Raw genomic sequence first — 17,469 nt, 5'->3', positions numbered from 1 at the left:
GCGGAGCGAAGCAATCCATCTCGCCGCTTGCGGAGCCATGGATTGCTTCGTCGCTATCGCTCCTCGCAATGACGGCCACGCTTCGCGTCACTTCTTCACCAGCGGGCAGCGCGAATTTTCCAGCGGCTGGAACGCCTCGTTGCCGGAAACGGTCGCGAGCAGCTTGTAGTCGTCCCAGCGTCCCTTGGACTCGGACGGCTTCTTCACCTCGAACAGATACATGTCGTGCACCATGCGGCCGTCCTCGCGGATCCTGCCGTTCTTGGCGAACATGTCGTTGATCGGGGTCTCCTTCATCACCTTCATCACAGCCGCGGCATCCGTGGTGCCCGCGGCCTTCACCGCCTTCAGGTAATGCGTGACGGACGAATAGACGCCGGCTTGCGCCGAGGTCGGCACGCGCTTGGTGCGCTCCATGAAGCGCTTGGTGAATGCGCGGGTATCGTCGTTCAGGTCCCAGTAGAAGGCTTCGGCGAGCAACAGCCCCTGCGCGGTGTCGAGGCCGACACTGTCGATGTCGGTGACGAAGGCGAGCAACGGGGAGAGTTTCTGGCCGCTCTTGGTCAGACCGAATTCGGCCGCCTGCTTGATCGCGTTGATGGTGTCGCCGCCGGCATTGGCAAGCCCGATCACCTTCGCCTTCGAGGCCTGCGCCTGCAGCAGGAACGACGAGAAGTCCGACGTATTCAGCGGATGGCGGACACTGCCCAGCACCTTGCCGCCAGTCTTGACCACAACATTGGTGGTGTCCTTCTCGAGATCCTGCCCGAAGGCGTAGTCGGCGGTCAGGAAGAACCAGGTGTCGAGGCCGGATTTGACCGCCGCGAGACCCGTCACATTGGCCTGCGCGAAGGTGTCGAACACATAGTGCACGGTATAGGGGCCGCAGGCCTCGTTGGAGAGGCGGATCGAGCCGGGGCCGTTGAAGATGATGATCTTGCCCCGCGCCTTGGCGATCTCGCCCGCGGCGAGCGCGGTGGCGGAAGCCGCGACGTCGAAGATCATCTCGACGCCCTGGTTGTCGAGCATATCGCGCGCGATGTTCGCGGCGAGGTCGGCCTTGTTGAGATGATCGCCGACCACGACCTCGACCTTGCGGCCCAAGACCTCACCGCCGAAATCCTCCACCGCCATCTTGGCGGCGGTTTCGCTGCCGGGGCCTGTGATGTCGGCATAGAGGCTCGACATGTCGAGGATGCCGCCGATCTTGAGCGGCGGCGGTTTGCCCTGCGCCAACGCCGCGGTGGCCGAGACCGCCAGCATGCAGGCGAATGCGCCCGACAGAATCCGTTTCATGAAGTCCTCCCGGTTCGTCAGCCACATTGACTGCGGTCTACCATTTTGCGGCGCGATCATGCCGCATGAGATTGGTGGCAGCAAGCCGCGGCAATGCATGAATCCGCCAGTGGTTTTCCGTTAAGCGGAATGGTCTTCGGGGGCGTCAGCCCGATACAATATCTCGGCGTCGATCGAAGTTTGCGGTCGAACGAAACAGCGCTTTGATCACGGGTCTCGCCCCGAGCAGCGACTTGCAATTGAGCCCACAGGCGCAGGCGCGTCCGGACATGCGGCAATCAAAAGCGCGTGCCTCGCTGCTGATTTCGATTGCCTCCCGGTGGCCGCCATTTTCTCGCCTAGTTCCCACGCCCCTAGCTCACGACAGAGATTAACGAATCCCTGACTCCGTGTTGCTCGCGAGACACGCCGCCTCAGTAAAGCCACGCCGCGCGTACCGCTTTTGTTGCGGTTGCGAGGGGGCTGGGGGTACGGTCGTCGCCAATATTCGGTAGCCCTTCGAGGAGGAGCCATGAACGCATATCGCGGCCACACCGGACTGGTCGGCCGGCACTTGTTTCCGCGGCTGCGCGCCGTCGCGACCGCGCTGTTGCTGCTGCTTCCGGTCGTCGCAAGCCCCGCACAGGCTGCGCCGGAATCGGCCGCCGCTCGCGCCTCCACCGCCCACGTCTTTCTGCTCCGCGGGGTCCTGAACATCTTCTCGCTGGGACTGGACGAGATTGCCGCGAAACTAGAGGCGCAGGGCATGCGCGTGACGATCAGCAATTACGTGTTCTGGTCATCGCTCGCCAACGAGGCCGCAGCCGAATACCGCAGCGGCAAGATCAAAACCGTCATCCTGGTCGGTCACTCCTCGGGCGCGACCTCCCTGCCGGATATGGTCGCGAGGCTGGACCAGCTCGGCGTTCCTGTGAAGCTTGCCATCGGGCTCGACTCGGTGTTCCACACCAGCCTTTCGGGACGGGTCGGACGATACATCAATTTCTACGTCGCCAACGGCGCCGGCACTCCGGTCGAAAGAGCCAGGGGATTCCAGGGTACGCTTGACAACGTCAATGTCCAGAGCGTGCCGGGCGTCGGGCACCTGACGATCGAAAAGAGCCAGATCATGCAGCAGAAGGTGATCAGCGAGATCGACGCTGTCGTCTTCGGCCGGCCAAGCCCGGCATCGCCGACGAAGCGGCGGCAGCCGAGTGAGGCAAGCGCCGCCGTACCACCACGGGCGGCCGCCAGCGCGGCTGCGGTCCGTAACTGATCCCGGGCCTGTCGAATTGCGGCGCGCACGTTGCGCCGCAATTCTTGCCAATTCCTGCGCGATAGTTCATCTCAAACGCGGGCAAGTGGCCAGCCGGCAATCGGGCGCCGGCGTATCTGCGCGCCGAAACCACAGGCGGAAGGCGCATGATCAATCCGAAACCGCTAATGGCCATTGTGTTTCGGGCAATGCTTGTCGCCTGCATCTGGCCGGCCGGTTGCCATTTCGCGCTCGCGGCTCCGGCCGCAAAGCAGGCCAATACCGCTGCCACGGTGGCCGCATTACCGCCCCCTGCCGCCGAACAACCCGCTCCGACGCCACGGGTGCGCGCCTATCTGTTTCGCGGCGCCATGGGCCCGATTTTTTCGCGCGGCATGGATCAGCTGACCAGCCGCCTCCAGGAGGTCGGCGTCGAGGCCGACGTTAACGAGTTTACCATCTGCCGGCTCATCGCCGCCAAGGCGATCCGCGAATACAAAAAGGATCCTCTTCCGATCGTCCTGATTGGGCACTCGATGGGCGGACTTTGCTCCGTGATATTCGCCGAAGTCCTTCAGGAGGAGAACATCCCGGTCAGCCTGATCGTCGCCATCGATCCGGCGCACGCAACGGGGAAAGTGCCGCTCAATGTCGAGCGCTTCATCAATATCTTCATGTCCGACAGCGTGTTGGGGGGCGGCGATGTCGTCGCCGAGTCGGGCTATCAAGGCCACTATGCGAGCTTCGACCTGAAGGACCACAAGGAAGTCACCCACATCAACATCGACAAGATGGACACCATCCACGACCAGTTGGTGAACGCGGTCGTGCAACTCGGGACGACACCGATGCAGATCAAAGGCGAGACTGCACCGCTGCGCTACGTCGTTCCGCAAGATGCGCCGCTCGAGCTGTGGGACAGCGGCATTCCGCAATACGCCCGCGCAGGCGACACCTTGCAGGGTCTGGCCACAGTGAACCACGTCCCGCTTTGGTCGCTCATCCAGGCCAATCAACTCTCCGATAATGCCCCACTGACCGCTGGCCAGCGCGTCGTCATCCCGCGCCACCTGATGCCAGTCTCGCAGCAGCCCGCAACGACGGCGACGGCCGCGGAGCCGGCAAAGCGACCGGCAAGTCCCACTCCCCGCCCTTCGCGGGGCCAGGCTTCGGGCGAGAAGTCGTCTCCGCGACCACGGTGATAGATGTCTGCACGTAGCCCGGGTTGGAGCGGAACGCGCAACCCGGGACATCTGCGTCAGCCTTTACCAGCGGCCGCTGGCGCTTCACCCGGGCTACGGCGCCATTCTGATTTAAGTAAAAACCGTGCTGCGGCTAACCGGCCGGCATGAACGGGATCAGCATCGGAACGCGACGGCGATACGCTCCATATTCCTCCGCGCCGAGTTCGGCGCTGAGGAACACCTCCTCCATCCGGGCCTTCTGCGCCATGCCAAGCGAGATCAGCACGGCGCCGAGGATCGCCGTCACCGTCCCGACCGCCACACCGGTGACCAGCATTCCCGCGATCAGGCCGGTGTAGATCGGGTGGCGCACGAGGCCATACGGCCCGGTGTCAATGACGTGGTGGCCTTCCTTGTGCGTGATCGCGTTCGACCAGAACCGTCCGAGATGGATTCGCGCCCACCAGGTGAAGGAGATTCCGGCCAGCGTCAGGACCGCCATTACGTAGATGCCGAAGCTGCCGAACTGCCACAACGGCTTTTCCCCCAGCACCTGTCCGGTCCATGGCAGGAACAGAATCGCGCCCACGAGGATCGGGATGCGGTACCTCAGCGAGTCCGAGGTCATGACGTGCTTCTTGGTCTGGCCGGACCAGACCGATGCCGCCACCCAGCTCATGACCCATAGAATCCAGATGATGGCGAGCAACTGGGTGGGCCAGGTGGCGGTCCACCCGCTCCAGACAAACGCGAACCATTGACTAGGGTCTTGCGACATATTGCAACCGTATCAGGCGATTGGATCAGACGCCAAACCGGCGCGTGGTATTGAACGACTGGGCGCCCGGGCTCGACGCCGGTTCCCATTCCGCCTGATTGTGACCGGAGCCAAGCAGATGCGCAATGGTTTCGCGAAGCACGGGCTCGACCGGCCCGGGCGCGTAGCCGAGCTCGCGCTGCGCCTTTTCGATCGACAGCGCCTCTGCCCGCCGCGCGATCCGCACCCCTTCGGCCGTGCCCGACGGCGGCCGGTGGGTTACGCGATCGGCAACGAACTCCAGGATGCCCGCGGTGATCTCGGCAAGGCGGCCATTGATCGCAAGGCGCGGCGTGCGCCGGCCCCTGACATGCGCCATGATCCGCAGCACCTGCTTCAGCGCGATGCCTTCGCCGCCGAGAATGTAGCGATGTCCGAACTGCCCGCGTTGCATGGCGAGGATCAGCCCTGCCGCGACATCGCGCACGTCGACCAGGTTCACGACGAAATCCAGATAGAGCTGCACGCGCTGGCTCAGGAACAGCCGGAGCATTTCCGTCGGCGGCGTGAAATTGTGGTCGTGGGTCCCGATCGGCATCGTGGGACAGCCGATGACGACAGGATATCCCGCTGCCGCCTGCTGCATCGCATAGCGTTCGGCGAGCATTTTCGAGCGCGTATAGGGCCCCGGCATGTCGTCGGGCAATAGCGCGTCGTCGGCGAGGCGATCGTCCGATCGCAAGGCGCGGAACAGGATTGATTCGGTGGAGCAGTGCAGGAGCCGCTTCACGCCGCGCTTGCACGCGGTCCCGATCACGACCTCGGTGCCGCCACAGTTGACATCGTGGAAATCGGCTTTCCGCGGCAGCCACATCCCGGGCAACCCGGCAAGGTGATACACCTCGTCGACGCCGTCGATGGCGCTGTCTACGAGGTCGCGGTCAAGCACCGATCCCTTGACATACTCGACCTTCGGCAACGCCCGCGACGGCGGCTGCAGATCGAGCACACGCACGTCGCTGCCTTGCGCGACGAGCGCCGAGACCAGGTGCTTGCCAATGAAGCCGTTACCGCCTGTAACTAGGATTCGTGTCATGCGGTGGGATGCAGTACGGCTGGAGCTACTGGGAATACGACAGGGAATCTTGCGGAGGCTGGATAATACGCGCGAGATCGTGCCGAAAGCCCAGCGCGATGAATAATTTCGCCATCACGAACATCGGTCCGAGCAGCAGATGGGCGGGGTGGTCGGCCATCGAGGGTTTCCTGCGTTCGAACACCTGGTGCCCGATGATCTGCGAGGCGACTCCCACGACAAGGAGGACCGCCGTAAGCGACCACAAGCCGGTGATGGTCACATGACTGACAATCCAGGCGGCCAGTGACAGCAGAGCGACAGCCCCGCAAAAGATTCCCGCACCAAGCGCAAGATCGAGCAAGAACCAGTAGAACAGGACCGGCAGCACGGCGAGCACGGCCGCGCTGACCTCAACTCCGAACAGAGTGAAGGACAACAGGCTGAGGGGGAGAATGGCCGCCAGGAACAGGAACACGATGCCGAACACATGCATCACGCAATTCCAGGGGTCACGATGATATTCAACGTAATCGGTCAACTGCCGCCGAAAAAACGAGTTCATGCAGCACTTATCTTTCCTGTTGTGCCCGGACGCACGGCAAGACTGGCTTGCGCGAAATCCAGCGCTCCGGCTTCATTGCTGGTCCCCGCCGATGGGGTGCTACTTATGCTCGCAATCGGCCTCAAGTCAAAATGCCCCGGGGATAGTGTCGGACGGAGACCGACGTCGTTACGGAAAATCATGTCCTAATTCAGTCGGCTAGCAGCGGCGTCATGACACGGGGCCACAAAGTGACAGCGCATCACGCGAAATTTTGTGCACAAATGTTGCTGTTGTGCCTCATGCCTCCGGTGATAGCCGATTCGGCCCGCGCGGCGGGATGCGCTTTCGAAGCCCAGGGCGAGGGCCGGGTCGTGTCCGTGACCGGCGGGCGCAGCTTTCGTCTCGACGACGGCCGCGAGATCCGCCTCGCCGGCATCGAGATTGCGGACCGGCAGAAAGGGGCCGCAGCCCTGTCGGCGCTGGTGATGGGACGCGACATCTCGCTGCAGGGCGAGGACGACGCGCCGGACCGCTATGGACGCCAGGCGGCGTTCGTCTTTGTCTCGGGCTCCGACGCGGCCGTGCAAAGCGAGCTATTGAAGCAGGGCCAGGCGATGGTATCGCCTGATGTCTCGAATCGGGATTGCGCCACCCTGTTGCTTGCCGCCGAGGCCGAGGCGAGGCAGGCCAAAAGGGGAACGTGGGCCGACGCCTCGGCCATAAAAAACGCGGAAAGTCCGGGCGATATTTTGGCGGGGATCGGGCGTTTTGCGGTGGTCGAGGGGAAGGTCTTGTCCGTCCGTCAGGCGGGAGCAACCACCTACCTCAACTTTGGCCGGAACTGGACACGGGACTTTGCTGTGACTATTCCAAGGCGCATGATCCCCGCGCTCGAGGCGGCTGGGTTTGCGCCTAAGTCACTGGAAAATCGACGGATTCGCATCCGCGGCTGGATCGAAGCGCGCAACGGGCCACGGATCGAACTGCTCCGGGTGGGGCAATTAGAAGTGCTCGGCGGGAACTAAGGGCATGAAAAGGGGAAGCGGCTCTCCGAAAAGGTCGTGCTCAAGCAAACAGATGAGAGCATGATCCGGGAAGCTCGTTCTTCCGAGAGATCATGCGTAAACAGGGCGCAAACAGGGATGGGGTCGTGATCCGGCGGGTCGGACCATGATATCTTCCGGCAGCTTGAGAGTAGCTGGCGTGATTGAGGGTGTGGGACGGCGGGACAGGACGGGCCGCGGCCTTTCGGCTGCGCTGGCGCTTTTGTGCGCGGCGACCCTGCTGTCCGCCTGCGGCAATCTCGGCGCCGGCCGGTTCGAAACCGCAGCACCGGTCGCGGCGCCCCAAGCGGCAAAACCGAAGCCCACGGTCGCGCAGACGCCGGCGAGCGAGCGCGAGCACGAGCGGATCCTTGCCACCTATGGCGGCGCCTATGACGACCCGAAGCTGGAAGGCCTGATCAGCAAGACCGTCGATCGGCTGGTCGCCGCGTCCGACCGTCCCGACCAGGGATACAAGGTGACGATCCTCAATTCCGGCGCGGTGAACGCTTTCGCACTGCCGACCGGCCAGCTCTATGTCACGCGCGGCCTGATCGCACTCGCCAGCGACACCTCGGAGTTGTCGTCCGTGCTGAGCCACGAGATGGCGCACGTACTCGCAAAGCACGCCTCCATCCGCGAAGACCAGGCACGGCAGGCGGCGGTGGTGACGCGCGTCGTCACGGACATGAGCAATGATCCCGATCTCACTGCGCTCGCTTTGGCCAAGACCAAGCTCACGATGGCGAGCTTCTCGCGCCAGCAGGAATTCGAGGCCGACGGCATCGGCGTCGGCATCGCCGCGCGCGCGCATTTCGACCCCTATGGTGCCTCGCGCTTCCTCACGGCGATGGAGCGCAATGCGGCGCTGAAGGTCGGCAAGACCTCGTTCGATCCGCGCGCGCAGGACTTCCTATCCTCGCATCCGGCAACGCCCGAACGCATTTCCAATGCGCAGGCCGCAGCGCGGCAATATGCGGCGCCTGAAGGTGCCGAGCGCGACCGCGAGACCTATCTCGCCGCGATCGACAACATCGTCTATGGCGAAGACCCGAGCGAGGGTTTCGTCCGCGGCCGCCGCTTTCTGCACCCCAAGCTCGGGTTCACCTTCCAGGCCCCGGAGAACTTCACGCTCGACAACACCGCGCAGGCGGTGATCGGCGTTCGCGAAGGCGGCGCGCAGGCGATGCGGTTCGATGTGGTGCGGGTGCCGGCGGAACAGTCGCTCGGCGACTATCTCAACTCCGGCTGGATGGAAGGCGTCGACAAGGCTTCCACAGAGGATATCACCGTCAACGGCTTCCCGGCGGCGTCCGCCACCGCGCGGGGCGACCAATGGCAGTTCAAAGTCTACGCACTGCGCTTCGGCAGCGACGTCTATCGCTTCATCTTCGCGGCCAAGCAGAAGACCACCGAGAGCGAGCGCAATGCGCGCGAGACCGTCAATTCGTTCCGCCGCCTGACGCTCGAGGAAATCCAGGCCGCGCGTCCGCTGCGCATCAAGGTCATCAATGTGCAGCCCGGCGACACCGTGGAATCGCTCTCGCACCGCATGAGCGGCGTCGACCACCCGACCGAGCGCTTCCGCGTCCTCAACGGGCTGGACGCCCACGCCCAGGTCAAACCCCGCGATCGCGTGAAGATCGTGGTGGAGTAACGTAGCGTTTTCGAGCGAAGTGGATTACCGGTTCGCGCGAGGAAAACGCGTCAAAACAAGAATCTGGAGCTTCGGTTCTGATTCAATCAGAACCGAAGCTCTAGTCTTTCTCCGTTCGCCGCTACTCGATGATGTTTTCGCGCAGCCCGCTCAGCCAGAGCGCCAGCAGCGTCCACACCGCGCCGGACAAGAGATAGGCGCCGGCGGAGATCAGGCCGAAATGGGTCGCCAGCAAGAGTGCGGCGAGCGGCGCAAACCCGGCCCCGAACAACCAGGCGAGGTCCGAGGTCAGCGCCGAGGCGGTGTAGCGGTACATCGGCGCGAAGCTGGAGGCGATCGCTCCCGAAGACTGGCCGAACGACAGGCCCAGCAGAATGAAGCCCAGCACCATATAGATGGTTTCACCGACGGCGCCGGCATCGAGCAGTTGCGGAGCGAAGCCGCTATAGACGGCGATCGCGATCGCCGACCCGGTCAGCAGTAATTTTCGCCCGACGCGATCGGCGATCACTCCCGAAGCCACGATCGCCACCACGCCGAACGCGGCGCCGATCATCTCGATGATGAGAAACCGCACCGGGCTTTCTCGGGTGAACAGGAACACCCAGGAGAGCGGAAACACCGTGACCATGTGGAACAGCGCAAAGCTCGCCAGCGGCGCGAAGGCGCCGAGCAGGATGTTGCGCCCCTCGTCACGAACCGTATCGACGATGCGAGCCGGCTGCAGCTCGCGGCTTTCGAATGCCGAATCATATTCCGGAGTCGCCACCATGCGCAGCCGTGCGAACAGGGCGACCACGTTGATCGCGAACGCGACGAAGAACGGGTAGCGCCAGCCCCAGTCGAAGAAATCCTCCGCGGACAGGTTGCCGGCGAAGAACGCGAACAGGGCGCTTGCCACGATCAGTCCGAGCGGCGCGCCGAGCTGCGGCACCATGGCGTACCAGCCGCGGTGATGTCGCGGCGCGTTGATCGCCAGCAGCGAGGCAAGGCCGTCCCAGGCCCCGCCCCAGGCCAGGCCCTGGGCGGCACGCGCCAGCGCCAGCAGCCAGATCGCGACGACGCCTATCGTCTCATAGCCGGGCAGGAAGGCGAGCGCCACCGTCGCCGTGCCCAGAAGGAACAGCGCGATAATCAGCTTCGCGCTCTTACCGTAATGGCGGTCGATCGTCATGAAGATGACGGTCCCGAGCGGACGCGCCACGAAGGCCAGCGCGAAGATGCCGAAAGAATAAAGTGTCCCGGTCAGCTCGTTCGCGAATGGGAACACCAGGCGCGGAAACACGATCACGGATGCGATCGCATAGACGAAGAAATCGAAGAATTCGGACGTGCGGCCGATGATGACGCCGATGGCGATCTCCCCCGGGCGCGCCGGTTCGTGACCTGCCGTCATCGGGTGGCCGTGAGCCATTGCTGGGGCCTGTGTCATCGCCATCGCGCCTTATGCCTTATTCCGTTCTTGATTGAGACGGCCACCATCCGGTCTTGCCGCTAGCGGCCTCAAAGGCGCTGTTTGGGCCGCTATTGCGCACTGCAACATTGGACAAATTGTCCAATGTCCTCTTTGTTGCATCGCAGCTACCCCCTGTTTCACATAGGAAATTTCCAACAAGGTTCCACCGTGCGTGTCTTGAGGATTCTGGCGTTGCTGCCGCTCGCAGCCGCTCTTTCAGGTTGCGATTTTGTCGTACTCGCCCCGGCCGGCGACGTGGCCGTGCAGCAGCGCGACCTGGTCGTGATCTCCACCGTTCTGATGCTCTTGATCGTCCTGCCGGTGATGGCGCTGACCGCGCTGTTCGCCTGGCGCTACCGGGCGTCGAACACATCAGCCCGCTATGAGCCCGAATGGGACCATTCCACCCAGCTCGAACTCGTCATCTGGTCGGCGCCGCTCCTGATCATCGTCTGCCTGGGCGCCTTGACTTGGATGGCCACCCACCTGCTCGACCCCTACCGCGCGCTTGGCCGCATTGACGCCGACCGCCCGATCGAGGCCCAAGACAAGCCGCTCAATGTCGAGGTGGTCGCGCTCGACTGGAAATGGCTGTTCATCTATCCGGAGTACGGCGTCGCCACCGTCAACGAGCTTGCAGCTCCCGTCGATCGCCCGATTCGTTTCCGAATCACGGCCTCCTCCGTGATGAACTCCTTCTACATTCCGGCGCTGGCCGGCCAGGTCTACGCCATGCCGGGCATGGAGACGAAGCTGCACGCCGTGACCAACAAGCCCGGCGTCTACAAGGGTTTCTCCGCCAATTACAGCGGCGCCGGCTTCTCCGGGATGTACTTCGCGTTCCACAGCCTGACGACGGCCGAATTCGACAAGTGGATCACGAACGTCAAGGCAAGCGGCGACATGCTCGGCCGCAACGAATACCTCGTGCTCGAACGCCCGAGCGCCAACGAGCCGGTCCGCCGCTACGGCTCCGTCGATAGCGACCTGTTCAAGGCGATCGTCAACATGTGCGTCGAGCCCGGCAAGATGTGCGCCAGCGAGATGATGGCGATCGATGCCAAGGGTGGGCTTGGTCGCGAAGGACTGAACAACACGCTGCCGCTGACTTACGACAAATATGCCCGGCGCGGCGCGGTGTTCGGGCCCGAACCGACCTACGTGGCGGGCATCTGCTCGGTCGACGAACTCAAGGGGCAATCCGAGCCGGAGAGCACCGTCCCGTTCGACACGACACCGCTGCGCGGGGCCGGCCTCAAGCGTCCGCTGTTCTCGCCCGCCAATCCATCCTCGAGTTCCCTTCTTCTCGGACCGCGTCCGAAATCAGACTCCTAAAGAGCGCCGCATGTTCGATACTTCCTCCCTCGCCAAAGCGATTTTCGGCCGCCTGACACTGGAATCGCTGCCGCTGCATGAGCCGATCGTCGTCGGCACCTTCGTCGTCGTGGCGCTGGGTGGCGTCGCCCTGCTCGGCGCCGTCACCTATTTCCGGCTATGGGGCTATCTGTGGCGCGAGTGGTTCACCACCGTCGACCACAAGCGCATCGGCATCATGTACATGATCCTCGGCATTGTGATGCTGCTGCGCGGCTTTGCCGACGCCATCATGATGCGCCTGCAGCAGGCGATCGCCTTTGGCGGCTCCGAAGGTTATCTCAACGCCCACCACTACGATCAGATCTTCACCGCGCATGGCGTGATCATGATCTTCTTCGTCGCCATGCCGCTGGTCACCGGGCTGATGAACTACGTCGTCCCGCTGCAGATCGGCGCGCGCGACGTGTCGTTCCCCTTCCTCAACAATTTCAGCTTCTGGATGACGGTCGGCGGCGCGGTGCTGGTGATGATTTCGCTGTTCGTCGGTGAATTCGCGCGCACCGGCTGGCTCGCTTATCCGCCGCTGTCGAATATCGGCTACAGTCCTGACGTCGGTGTCGATTACTACATCTGGGGGCTGCAGGTGGCCGGCGTCGGCACGACGCTATCAGGCATCAACCTGATCTGTACCATCGTCAAGCTGCGCGCGCCCGGCATGACGATGATGAGGATGCCGGTCTTCACCTGGACCTCGCTGTGCACCAACGTCCTCATCGTCGCCTCCTTCCCGGTGCTGACGGCGGTTTTGGCGCTGCTGTCGCTCGATCGCTACATCGGCACCAACTTCTTCACGAACGACTTCGGCGGCAGCCCGATGATGTACGTGAACCTGATCTGGATCTGGGGCCACCCCGAGGTCTACATCCTGGTGCTGCCGGCGTTCGGCATCTTCTCCGAGGTGACCTCGACCTTCTCGGGCAAGCGCCTGTTCGGCTACACCTCGATGGTCTACGCCACCGTCGTCATCACGATCCTGTCCTATCTGGTCTGGCTGCATCACTTCTTCACGATGGGCTCGGGCGCCAGCGTGAATTCCTTCTTCGGCATCACCACCATGATCATCTCGATCCCGACGGGAGCGAAGATGTTCAACTGGCTGTTCACGATGTATCGCGGCCGCATCCGCTTCGAATTGCCGATGATGTGGACGGTCGCGTTCATGTTCACCTTCGTGATCGGCGGCATGACGGGCGTGCTGCTGGCGGTGCCGCCGGCCGACTTCGTCCTGCACAACAGCCTGTTCCTGATCGCCCATTTCCACAACGTGATCATCGGCGGCGTGGTGTTCGGCGCGTTTGCCGGCATCGCCTACTGGTTTCCGAAGGCCTTCGGCTTCAGGCTCGATCCATTCTGGGGCAAGCTGTCGTTCTGGTTCTGGGTGGTGGGCTTCTACTTCGCCTTCATGCCACTCTACGTGCTCGGCCTGATGGGCGTCACACGCCGCCTGCGGGTGTTCGACGACCCAAGCCTGCAGATCTGGTTCATCATCGCCGGCATTGGTGCATTCCTGATCTTCCTCGGCATCATCTCCTTCCTGGTTCAGATCGCAGTCAGCGTGCTCAAGCGCGAAGCGCTGAAGGACGTGACCGGCGACCCCTGGAATGCACGCACGCTGGAATGGGCGACCTCGTCGCCGCCGCCGGCCTACAACTTCGCCTTCACCCCCGTCGTTCACGACAACGACGCCTGGTGGGACATGAAGCGCCGCGGTTATCGGCGTCCGCTCACCGGGTTCAAGCCGATCCACATGCCGAGCAACACCGGCACGGGTGTCATCCTCGCCGCGCTGGCCACGGCGATGGGGTTCGGCCTGATCTGGTACATGTGGTGGCTGGCGGCCGTGAGTTTCATCGGCCTGCTCGCGGTCGCGATCGGCCACACCTTCAACTATCACCGCGACTATCACATTCCGGCCGATGAGGTCGTCCGGGTGGAAGATGCGCGCACGCACCTGCTTGCCGCTGGAGCCAAGTCATGACACTCGCCGTCGTCCCTCCACAAAATTCCGAACCGGTCTTCTACGTCGTCGACGAGCACGAGCATCCGGAAGGCGCGAGCACCATGCTCGGCTTCTGGATCTACCTGATGAGCGACTGTCTCATCTTCGCGATGCTGTTCGCGACCTTTGGCGTGCTCGGCGGCAACTACGCGGCAGGCCCGGCGCCCAAGGATCTATTCGACCTGCCGCTGGTGGCGGTCAACACCTCGATGCTGCTGCTGTCGTCGATCACCTATGGTTTCGCGATGCTGGCGATGGAGAAGTCGCGCGTCGGCGCGATGCAGGCCTGGCTCGTGATAACCGGGCTGTTCGGCCTGGCATTCATCAGCATCGAACTGTTCGAGTTTGCCCACATGATCCACGAGGGCGCGACGCCACAGCGCAGCGCCTTCCTGTCGTCCTTCTTCACGCTGGTCGGCACCCACGGCCTGCACGTCACCTTCGGCCTGGTTTGGCTGGTGACGCTGATGGTGCAGGTCGCGCGCTACGGCCTGATCGAGGCCAACCGCAGGCGTCTGATGTGCCTCAGCATGTTCTGGCACTTCCTCGACGTGGTCTGGATCGGCGTGTTCACCTTTGTCTACCTGATGGGAATGCTCCGATGAAAGCCGATACTCACTCCCTGCAACCCGCTCACGACGCACACCCTGCAGACGGACATGGCGAGCACCATGCCGGCGGCTCGCGCGAAAGCTACCTGATCGGCTTCGGCCTCTCCGTCATCCTCACCGCGATCCCGTTCTGGCTGGTGATGAGCGGCGTGCTCGGAGACAAGCAGCTCACCGGGCTTGCGATCACGGCGCTGGCGGCGATCCAGATCGTGGTCCACATGGTCTATTTCCTGCACATGAACACCCGCTCCGAGGGCGGCTGGACCATGATGGCGCTGATCTTCACCATCATCATGGTGGTGATCGGACTGACCGGAACGCTCTGGGTCATGCATCACCTCAACGTCAACATGATGCCCGGGCATGACATGAGCACCATGCAGTGACGGCGCGCCCATCTGCCCTCTCGCTGCTGCTGGTCGCCCTTGCGGCGCTGGGCGTGGTCGCGCTGACCGCGCTCGGCGTGTGGCAGCTTGAGCGCAGGACATGGAAGCTGGCACTGATCGACCGGGTCGAGCAGCGCCAGCATGCAGCCCCTCAGCCGATCCCCGCGCCCTCGTCGTGGCACGCGATTACCGCGTCGAGCGACGAATACCGGCGGGTAACCGTCAGCGGCCACTTCCTGCATGAGCGCGAGACGCTGGTGGCGGCGGTGACCGACTATGGCCGCGGCTTCTGGGTCCTGACGCCGCTGCAGACGACGGACGGCGTCACGGTCCTGGTCAATCGCGGCTTTGTTCCCCCGGAGCGGCGGGAGCCCTCAACACGGCGCGAGGGAAACCCGCCCGGAATAGTGAGCGTTACCGGCCTGCTGCGGATCACCGAGCCAGAGGGCGGCTTCCTGCGCAGCAACGACCCGGCGGCAAACCGCTGGTATTCCCGCGACGTCGCAGCGATCGCCGCGGCGCGTGGACAGTCGCAGGTCGCACCGTTCTTCGTCGATGCGGACGCGACCCCGAACGGCGGCGGCTATCCGATCGGCGGGCTGACCGTCGTCAGGTTCCCAAACAACCATCTGATTTACGCGCTGACATGGTTCGCCATGGCCATTATGCTGGCGGCCGCACTCCTGCGCGCTTTGCGCGTCAGGGACCATGTCCGCGACTTCGATGCGCGGCGCGATGCCGTGCGGAGCCTGGTGGCCGCCGCACGCAATTTATCTCGCAAGACGGGCCCAGATGCTCGAGCGCATATCGGATCAGCATGACCACGGGAAAACGGCGGGCGAGGCCATGACGGAGCCGGCGAAGGCCGGCGCCGGCACAGCCCCGGTCGCGCTGGATGCGCCAAAATCGACCGACGACACCACCAACCGCAAGAACATGGCGCTGCTGATCCAGCTCCGCTGGACCGCGGTGATCGGCCAGATCGTGACGATCGCGTTCGTCGATCAATGGCTTGGCATCGCCCTGCCGATCCTGCCGATGGCCGGCGTGATCGCAGCCCTCGTGGCGCTCAACCTGTTGAGCCTGGTCTGGGTGCGCTACCGGGCGGAGATCAACAATCGCGAACTCCTGCTCGCGCTGATGCTCGACGTCGCTGCATTGACCTGCCAGCTCTATTTGAGCGGCGGCGCGACCAATCCGTTCACATCGCTCTACCTTCTGCAGGTGACGCTCGGCGCGGTCCTGCTCGATGCGCGCTCGACCTGGTCGCTGGTCGGGCTGGCTTGTTTGAGCTTCGCCGGGCTGACCGTCGCCTATCGCCCGCTCGGGCTGCCGCAGTACGGCTTCAGCGATCCGTTCAGCCTTCATGTCGCCGGCATGTTCATCGGCTTTGCGCTCAATGCCGTCCTGCTCGTGGTGTTCGTGACGCGCATCAACCACAACCTGCGGAAACGCGATGCCAATTTGGCCGCGCTGCGCCAGCATGCCGCCGAGCAGGATCACATCGTTCGCATGGGCCTGCTCGCGTCCGGGGCGGCCCATGAGCTCGGCACTCCGCTGGCGTCGCTGTCGGTGATCCTGAGCGACTGGCGCCGCATGCCAGCCCTCACATCGAATCCGGAGCTCTCGGACGATCTGTTCGAGATGGAGACGTCGCTGCAACGGTGCAAGTCGATCGTCACGGGTATTCTCGTCTCGGCCGGCGAGGCGCGCGGCGAAGAATCGTCGCCGACGACTGTAACTGCATTTCTCGCGGCGCTGGTCCAGGAGTGGCGCACGACGCGCCCGTCGGCTACGCTGTACTTCCGGAACGAGTTCGGCACCGACCTGCCCGTTGTCTCCGAGGTCGCGCTCAAACAGGCGATCTTCAACGTGCTCGACAATTCCGCAGAAGTCTCGCGCGACTGGATCGAGCTCGCGGCCGAGCGCGCCGACGACCGGCTTATGCTGTCGGTCACCGATCGCGGACCGGGCTTTGCGCCGGAAATGCTGGCGCAGTTGGGCAAGCCGTACCAATCGAGCAAGGGCCGCCCGGGAAGCGGCCTCGGCCTGTTCCTGGTCGTCAATGTCGTGCGCAAGCTCGGCGGGGTCGTGACGGCGCGAAACAATGCAGAGGGAGGTGCAACCATCAGCCTCGAACTGCCCCTGGCAACGCTTGCGATCGGAGGCAGCCTTGACGGATGAACGGCTGCTTTTGATCGTGGAAGACGAAGAAGGCTTTGCCCGCACCCTCAAACGTTCGTTCGAGCGGCGCGACTATCAGGTCGTCGTGGCGGCCTCGCTCGACGAGGCCCGCAAAGTGCTTGAAGAGAAAACCCCCGGCTATGCCGTGGTGGATCTCAAGCTGGGCGGCGCCTCGGGGCTGGCCTGCGTGGAAGCGCTGCATATGCACGATCCCGAGATGCTGATCGTCGTGCTGACCGGATTTGCCAGCATCGCCACCGCGGTGGAAGCCATCAAGCTCGGCGCCTGCCATTATCTCGCCAAGCCGTCGAACACAGACGATATCGAAGCCGCCTTCCGCAAGGCGGAGGGCAACGCCGATATCGAGGTGGCCGCGCGTCCCACCTCGATCAAGACCCTGGAATGGGAACGCATTCACCAGACCCTGATCGAAACCGATTTCAACATCTCCGAAGCCGCAAGGCGGCTTGGCATGCACCGCCGGACCCTGGCCCGAAAGCTGGAAAAACGCCAGGTGAAGTGACTGGAGCGTTCTCGAGCGCAGATATCGGCAGCTTGCGGGCACTGGCCCCCGGCCGGGCGGAATGTGATAATGCGGCAAATAGACAGGCCGGCCTCCGTCGGCCGCGCAGTGCGCCTGCTCGTGCAGCGACGCCGAACCGG

16 protein-coding genes are annotated in these 17,469 nt (G+C 63.6%); 11 read left to right on the top strand and 5 right to left on the bottom strand.

All coding sequences use genetic code 11. The features are described from left to right. Positions 1 to 87 precede the first annotated feature (87 nt). On the bottom strand, positions 88 to 1,296 hold the full coding sequence (locus tag AC5ZG1_RS30420) for an ABC transporter substrate-binding protein (RefSeq protein WP_496135006.1): 1,209 nt from the start codon (positions 1,294 to 1,296) through the stop codon (positions 88 to 90). Positions 1,297 to 1,807: 511 nt separating this feature from the next. Between AC5ZG1_RS30420 and AC5ZG1_RS30415 the strand changes: the two genes are divergently transcribed. After that, positions 1,808 to 2,551, top strand: a complete 744-nt coding sequence (locus tag AC5ZG1_RS30415; protein ID WP_051396755.1) for a hypothetical protein — start codon at positions 1,808 to 1,810, stop codon at positions 2,549 to 2,551. Between the two features lie 146 nt (positions 2,552 to 2,697). After that, complete coding sequence (locus AC5ZG1_RS30410; RefSeq protein WP_130225976.1) at positions 2,698 to 3,732, top strand: LysM domain-containing protein; 1,035 nt, start codon at positions 2,698 to 2,700, stop codon at positions 3,730 to 3,732. Between the two features lie 133 nt (positions 3,733 to 3,865). On the opposite strand, the gene AC5ZG1_RS30405 is transcribed toward AC5ZG1_RS30410, so the two are convergent. The 3 genes from AC5ZG1_RS30405 to AC5ZG1_RS30395 are packed head-to-tail and all read right to left on the bottom strand — an operon-like array spanning position 3,866 to position 6,111. Further along, positions 3,866 to 4,492, bottom strand: coding sequence for a methyltransferase family protein (locus AC5ZG1_RS30405; RefSeq protein ID WP_496135005.1), 627 nt, complete (start codon positions 4,490 to 4,492; stop codon positions 3,866 to 3,868). Between the two features lie 25 nt (positions 4,493 to 4,517). Continuing rightward, positions 4,518 to 5,567, bottom strand: a complete 1,050-nt coding sequence (locus AC5ZG1_RS30400; RefSeq protein ID WP_456641421.1) for an NAD-dependent epimerase/dehydratase family protein — start codon at positions 5,565 to 5,567, stop codon at positions 4,518 to 4,520. A 25-nt stretch (positions 5,568 to 5,592) separates the two neighbouring features. Next, the gene (locus tag AC5ZG1_RS30395) at positions 5,593 to 6,111 is read right to left on the bottom strand and encodes an Mpo1 family 2-hydroxy fatty acid dioxygenase (RefSeq protein WP_130225979.1); all 519 of its coding nucleotides are present in this window, start codon (positions 6,109 to 6,111) and stop codon (positions 5,593 to 5,595) included. 212 nt (positions 6,112 to 6,323) lie between these two features. Here AC5ZG1_RS30395 and AC5ZG1_RS30390 point away from each other — a divergent pair, with 212 nt between their 5' ends. Both AC5ZG1_RS30390 and AC5ZG1_RS30385 read left to right on the top strand, forming a co-directional pair. After that, a complete protein-coding gene (locus AC5ZG1_RS30390; protein ID WP_456641422.1) occupies positions 6,324 to 7,118 on the top strand; it encodes a thermonuclease family protein in 795 nt (264 codons plus the stop codon). A 178-nt stretch (positions 7,119 to 7,296) separates the two neighbouring features. Further along, entirely contained in the window at positions 7,297 to 8,793 is a 1,497-nt protein-coding gene (locus tag AC5ZG1_RS30385; protein WP_456671158.1) for a M48 family metalloprotease, read from the top strand. 121 nt (positions 8,794 to 8,914) lie between these two features. Here the strand turns inward: AC5ZG1_RS30385 and AC5ZG1_RS30380 are convergent, their stop codons facing one another. Then, positions 8,915 to 10,231 (bottom strand): MFS transporter, encoded by a 1,317-nt coding sequence (locus AC5ZG1_RS30380; RefSeq protein ID WP_496135004.1) that lies wholly within the window; start codon positions 10,229 to 10,231, stop codon positions 8,915 to 8,917. Positions 10,232 to 10,417: 186 nt separating this feature from the next. Here AC5ZG1_RS30380 and cyoA point away from each other — a divergent pair, with 186 nt between their 5' ends. Genes cyoA through AC5ZG1_RS30345 form a run of 7 tightly spaced genes read left to right on the top strand, consistent with a single transcriptional unit; the run spans position 10,418 to position 17,329 of the window. After that, a complete protein-coding gene (gene cyoA / locus AC5ZG1_RS30375; protein ID WP_130225982.1) occupies positions 10,418 to 11,584 on the top strand; it encodes a ubiquinol oxidase subunit II in 1,167 nt (388 codons plus the stop codon). A 10-nt stretch (positions 11,585 to 11,594) separates the two neighbouring features. Beyond that, positions 11,595 to 13,604 (top strand): cytochrome o ubiquinol oxidase subunit I, encoded by a 2,010-nt coding sequence (gene cyoB, locus AC5ZG1_RS30370; RefSeq protein WP_496135003.1) that lies wholly within the window; start codon positions 11,595 to 11,597, stop codon positions 13,602 to 13,604. After that, the gene (gene cyoC, locus AC5ZG1_RS30365) at positions 13,601 to 14,230 is read left to right on the top strand and encodes a cytochrome o ubiquinol oxidase subunit III (RefSeq protein ID WP_130225984.1); all 630 of its coding nucleotides are present in this window, start codon (positions 13,601 to 13,603) and stop codon (positions 14,228 to 14,230) included. Before cyoB ends, cyoC begins: the two co-directional genes overlap by 4 nt. After that, on the top strand, positions 14,227 to 14,622 hold the full coding sequence (gene cyoD / locus AC5ZG1_RS30360) for a cytochrome o ubiquinol oxidase subunit IV (RefSeq protein ID WP_130225985.1): 396 nt from the start codon (positions 14,227 to 14,229) through the stop codon (positions 14,620 to 14,622). Before cyoC ends, cyoD begins: the two co-directional genes overlap by 4 nt. Continuing rightward, positions 14,619 to 15,443: an SURF1 family protein gene (locus AC5ZG1_RS30355; RefSeq protein ID WP_456641426.1), complete on the top strand. Its 825-nt coding sequence runs from the start codon at positions 14,619 to 14,621 to the stop codon at positions 15,441 to 15,443. Before cyoD ends, AC5ZG1_RS30355 begins: the two co-directional genes overlap by 4 nt. 25 nt (positions 15,444 to 15,468) lie before the next feature. After that, complete coding sequence (locus AC5ZG1_RS30350) at positions 15,469 to 16,806, top strand: ATP-binding protein (protein WP_456641427.1); 1,338 nt, start codon at positions 15,469 to 15,471, stop codon at positions 16,804 to 16,806. After that, on the top strand, positions 16,796 to 17,329 hold the full coding sequence (locus tag AC5ZG1_RS30345; RefSeq protein WP_130225987.1) for a response regulator transcription factor: 534 nt from the start codon (positions 16,796 to 16,798) through the stop codon (positions 17,327 to 17,329). The genes AC5ZG1_RS30350 and AC5ZG1_RS30345 overlap by 11 nt, the downstream gene beginning before the upstream one ends. Positions 17,330 to 17,469 lie beyond the last annotated feature (140 nt).

The organism is Bradyrhizobium sp. Leo78 (assembly GCF_059512425.1).
Note: the sequence above shows the minus strand (reverse complement) of the source record. Positions and strands in the feature narration are given on the sequence as shown.

What these genes read in the sequence shown, in the direction of transcription:
- AC5ZG1_RS30420 (WP_496135006.1), bottom strand. Translation starts at nt 1,296, where the DNA reads ATGAAACGGATTCTGTCGGGCGCATTCGCCTGCATGCTGGCGGTCTCG.
- AC5ZG1_RS30415 (WP_051396755.1), top strand. Translation starts at nt 1,808, where the DNA reads ATGAACGCATATCGCGGCCACACCGGACTGGTCGGCCGGCACTTGTTT.
- AC5ZG1_RS30410 (WP_130225976.1), top strand. Translation starts at nt 2,698, where the DNA reads ATGATCAATCCGAAACCGCTAATGGCCATTGTGTTTCGGGCAATGCTT.
- AC5ZG1_RS30405 (WP_496135005.1), bottom strand. Translation starts at nt 4,492, where the DNA reads ATGTCGCAAGACCCTAGTCAATGGTTCGCGTTTGTCTGGAGCGGGTGG.
- AC5ZG1_RS30400 (WP_456641421.1), bottom strand. Translation starts at nt 5,567, where the DNA reads ATGACACGAATCCTAGTTACAGGCGGTAACGGCTTCATTGGCAAGCAC.
- AC5ZG1_RS30395 (WP_130225979.1), bottom strand. Translation starts at nt 6,111, where the DNA reads ATGAACTCGTTTTTTCGGCGGCAGTTGACCGATTACGTTGAATATCAT.
- AC5ZG1_RS30390 (WP_456641422.1), top strand. Translation starts at nt 6,324, where the DNA reads ATGACACGGGGCCACAAAGTGACAGCGCATCACGCGAAATTTTGTGCA.
- AC5ZG1_RS30380 (WP_496135004.1), bottom strand. Translation starts at nt 10,231, where the DNA reads ATGGCGATGACACAGGCCCCAGCAATGGCTCACGGCCACCCGATGACG.
- cyoB (WP_496135003.1), top strand. Translation starts at nt 11,595, where the DNA reads ATGTTCGATACTTCCTCCCTCGCCAAAGCGATTTTCGGCCGCCTGACA.
- cyoC (WP_130225984.1), top strand. Translation starts at nt 13,601, where the DNA reads ATGACACTCGCCGTCGTCCCTCCACAAAATTCCGAACCGGTCTTCTAC.
- cyoD (WP_130225985.1), top strand. Translation starts at nt 14,227, where the DNA reads ATGAAAGCCGATACTCACTCCCTGCAACCCGCTCACGACGCACACCCT.
- AC5ZG1_RS30350 (WP_456641427.1), top strand. Translation starts at nt 15,469, where the DNA reads ATGACGGAGCCGGCGAAGGCCGGCGCCGGCACAGCCCCGGTCGCGCTG.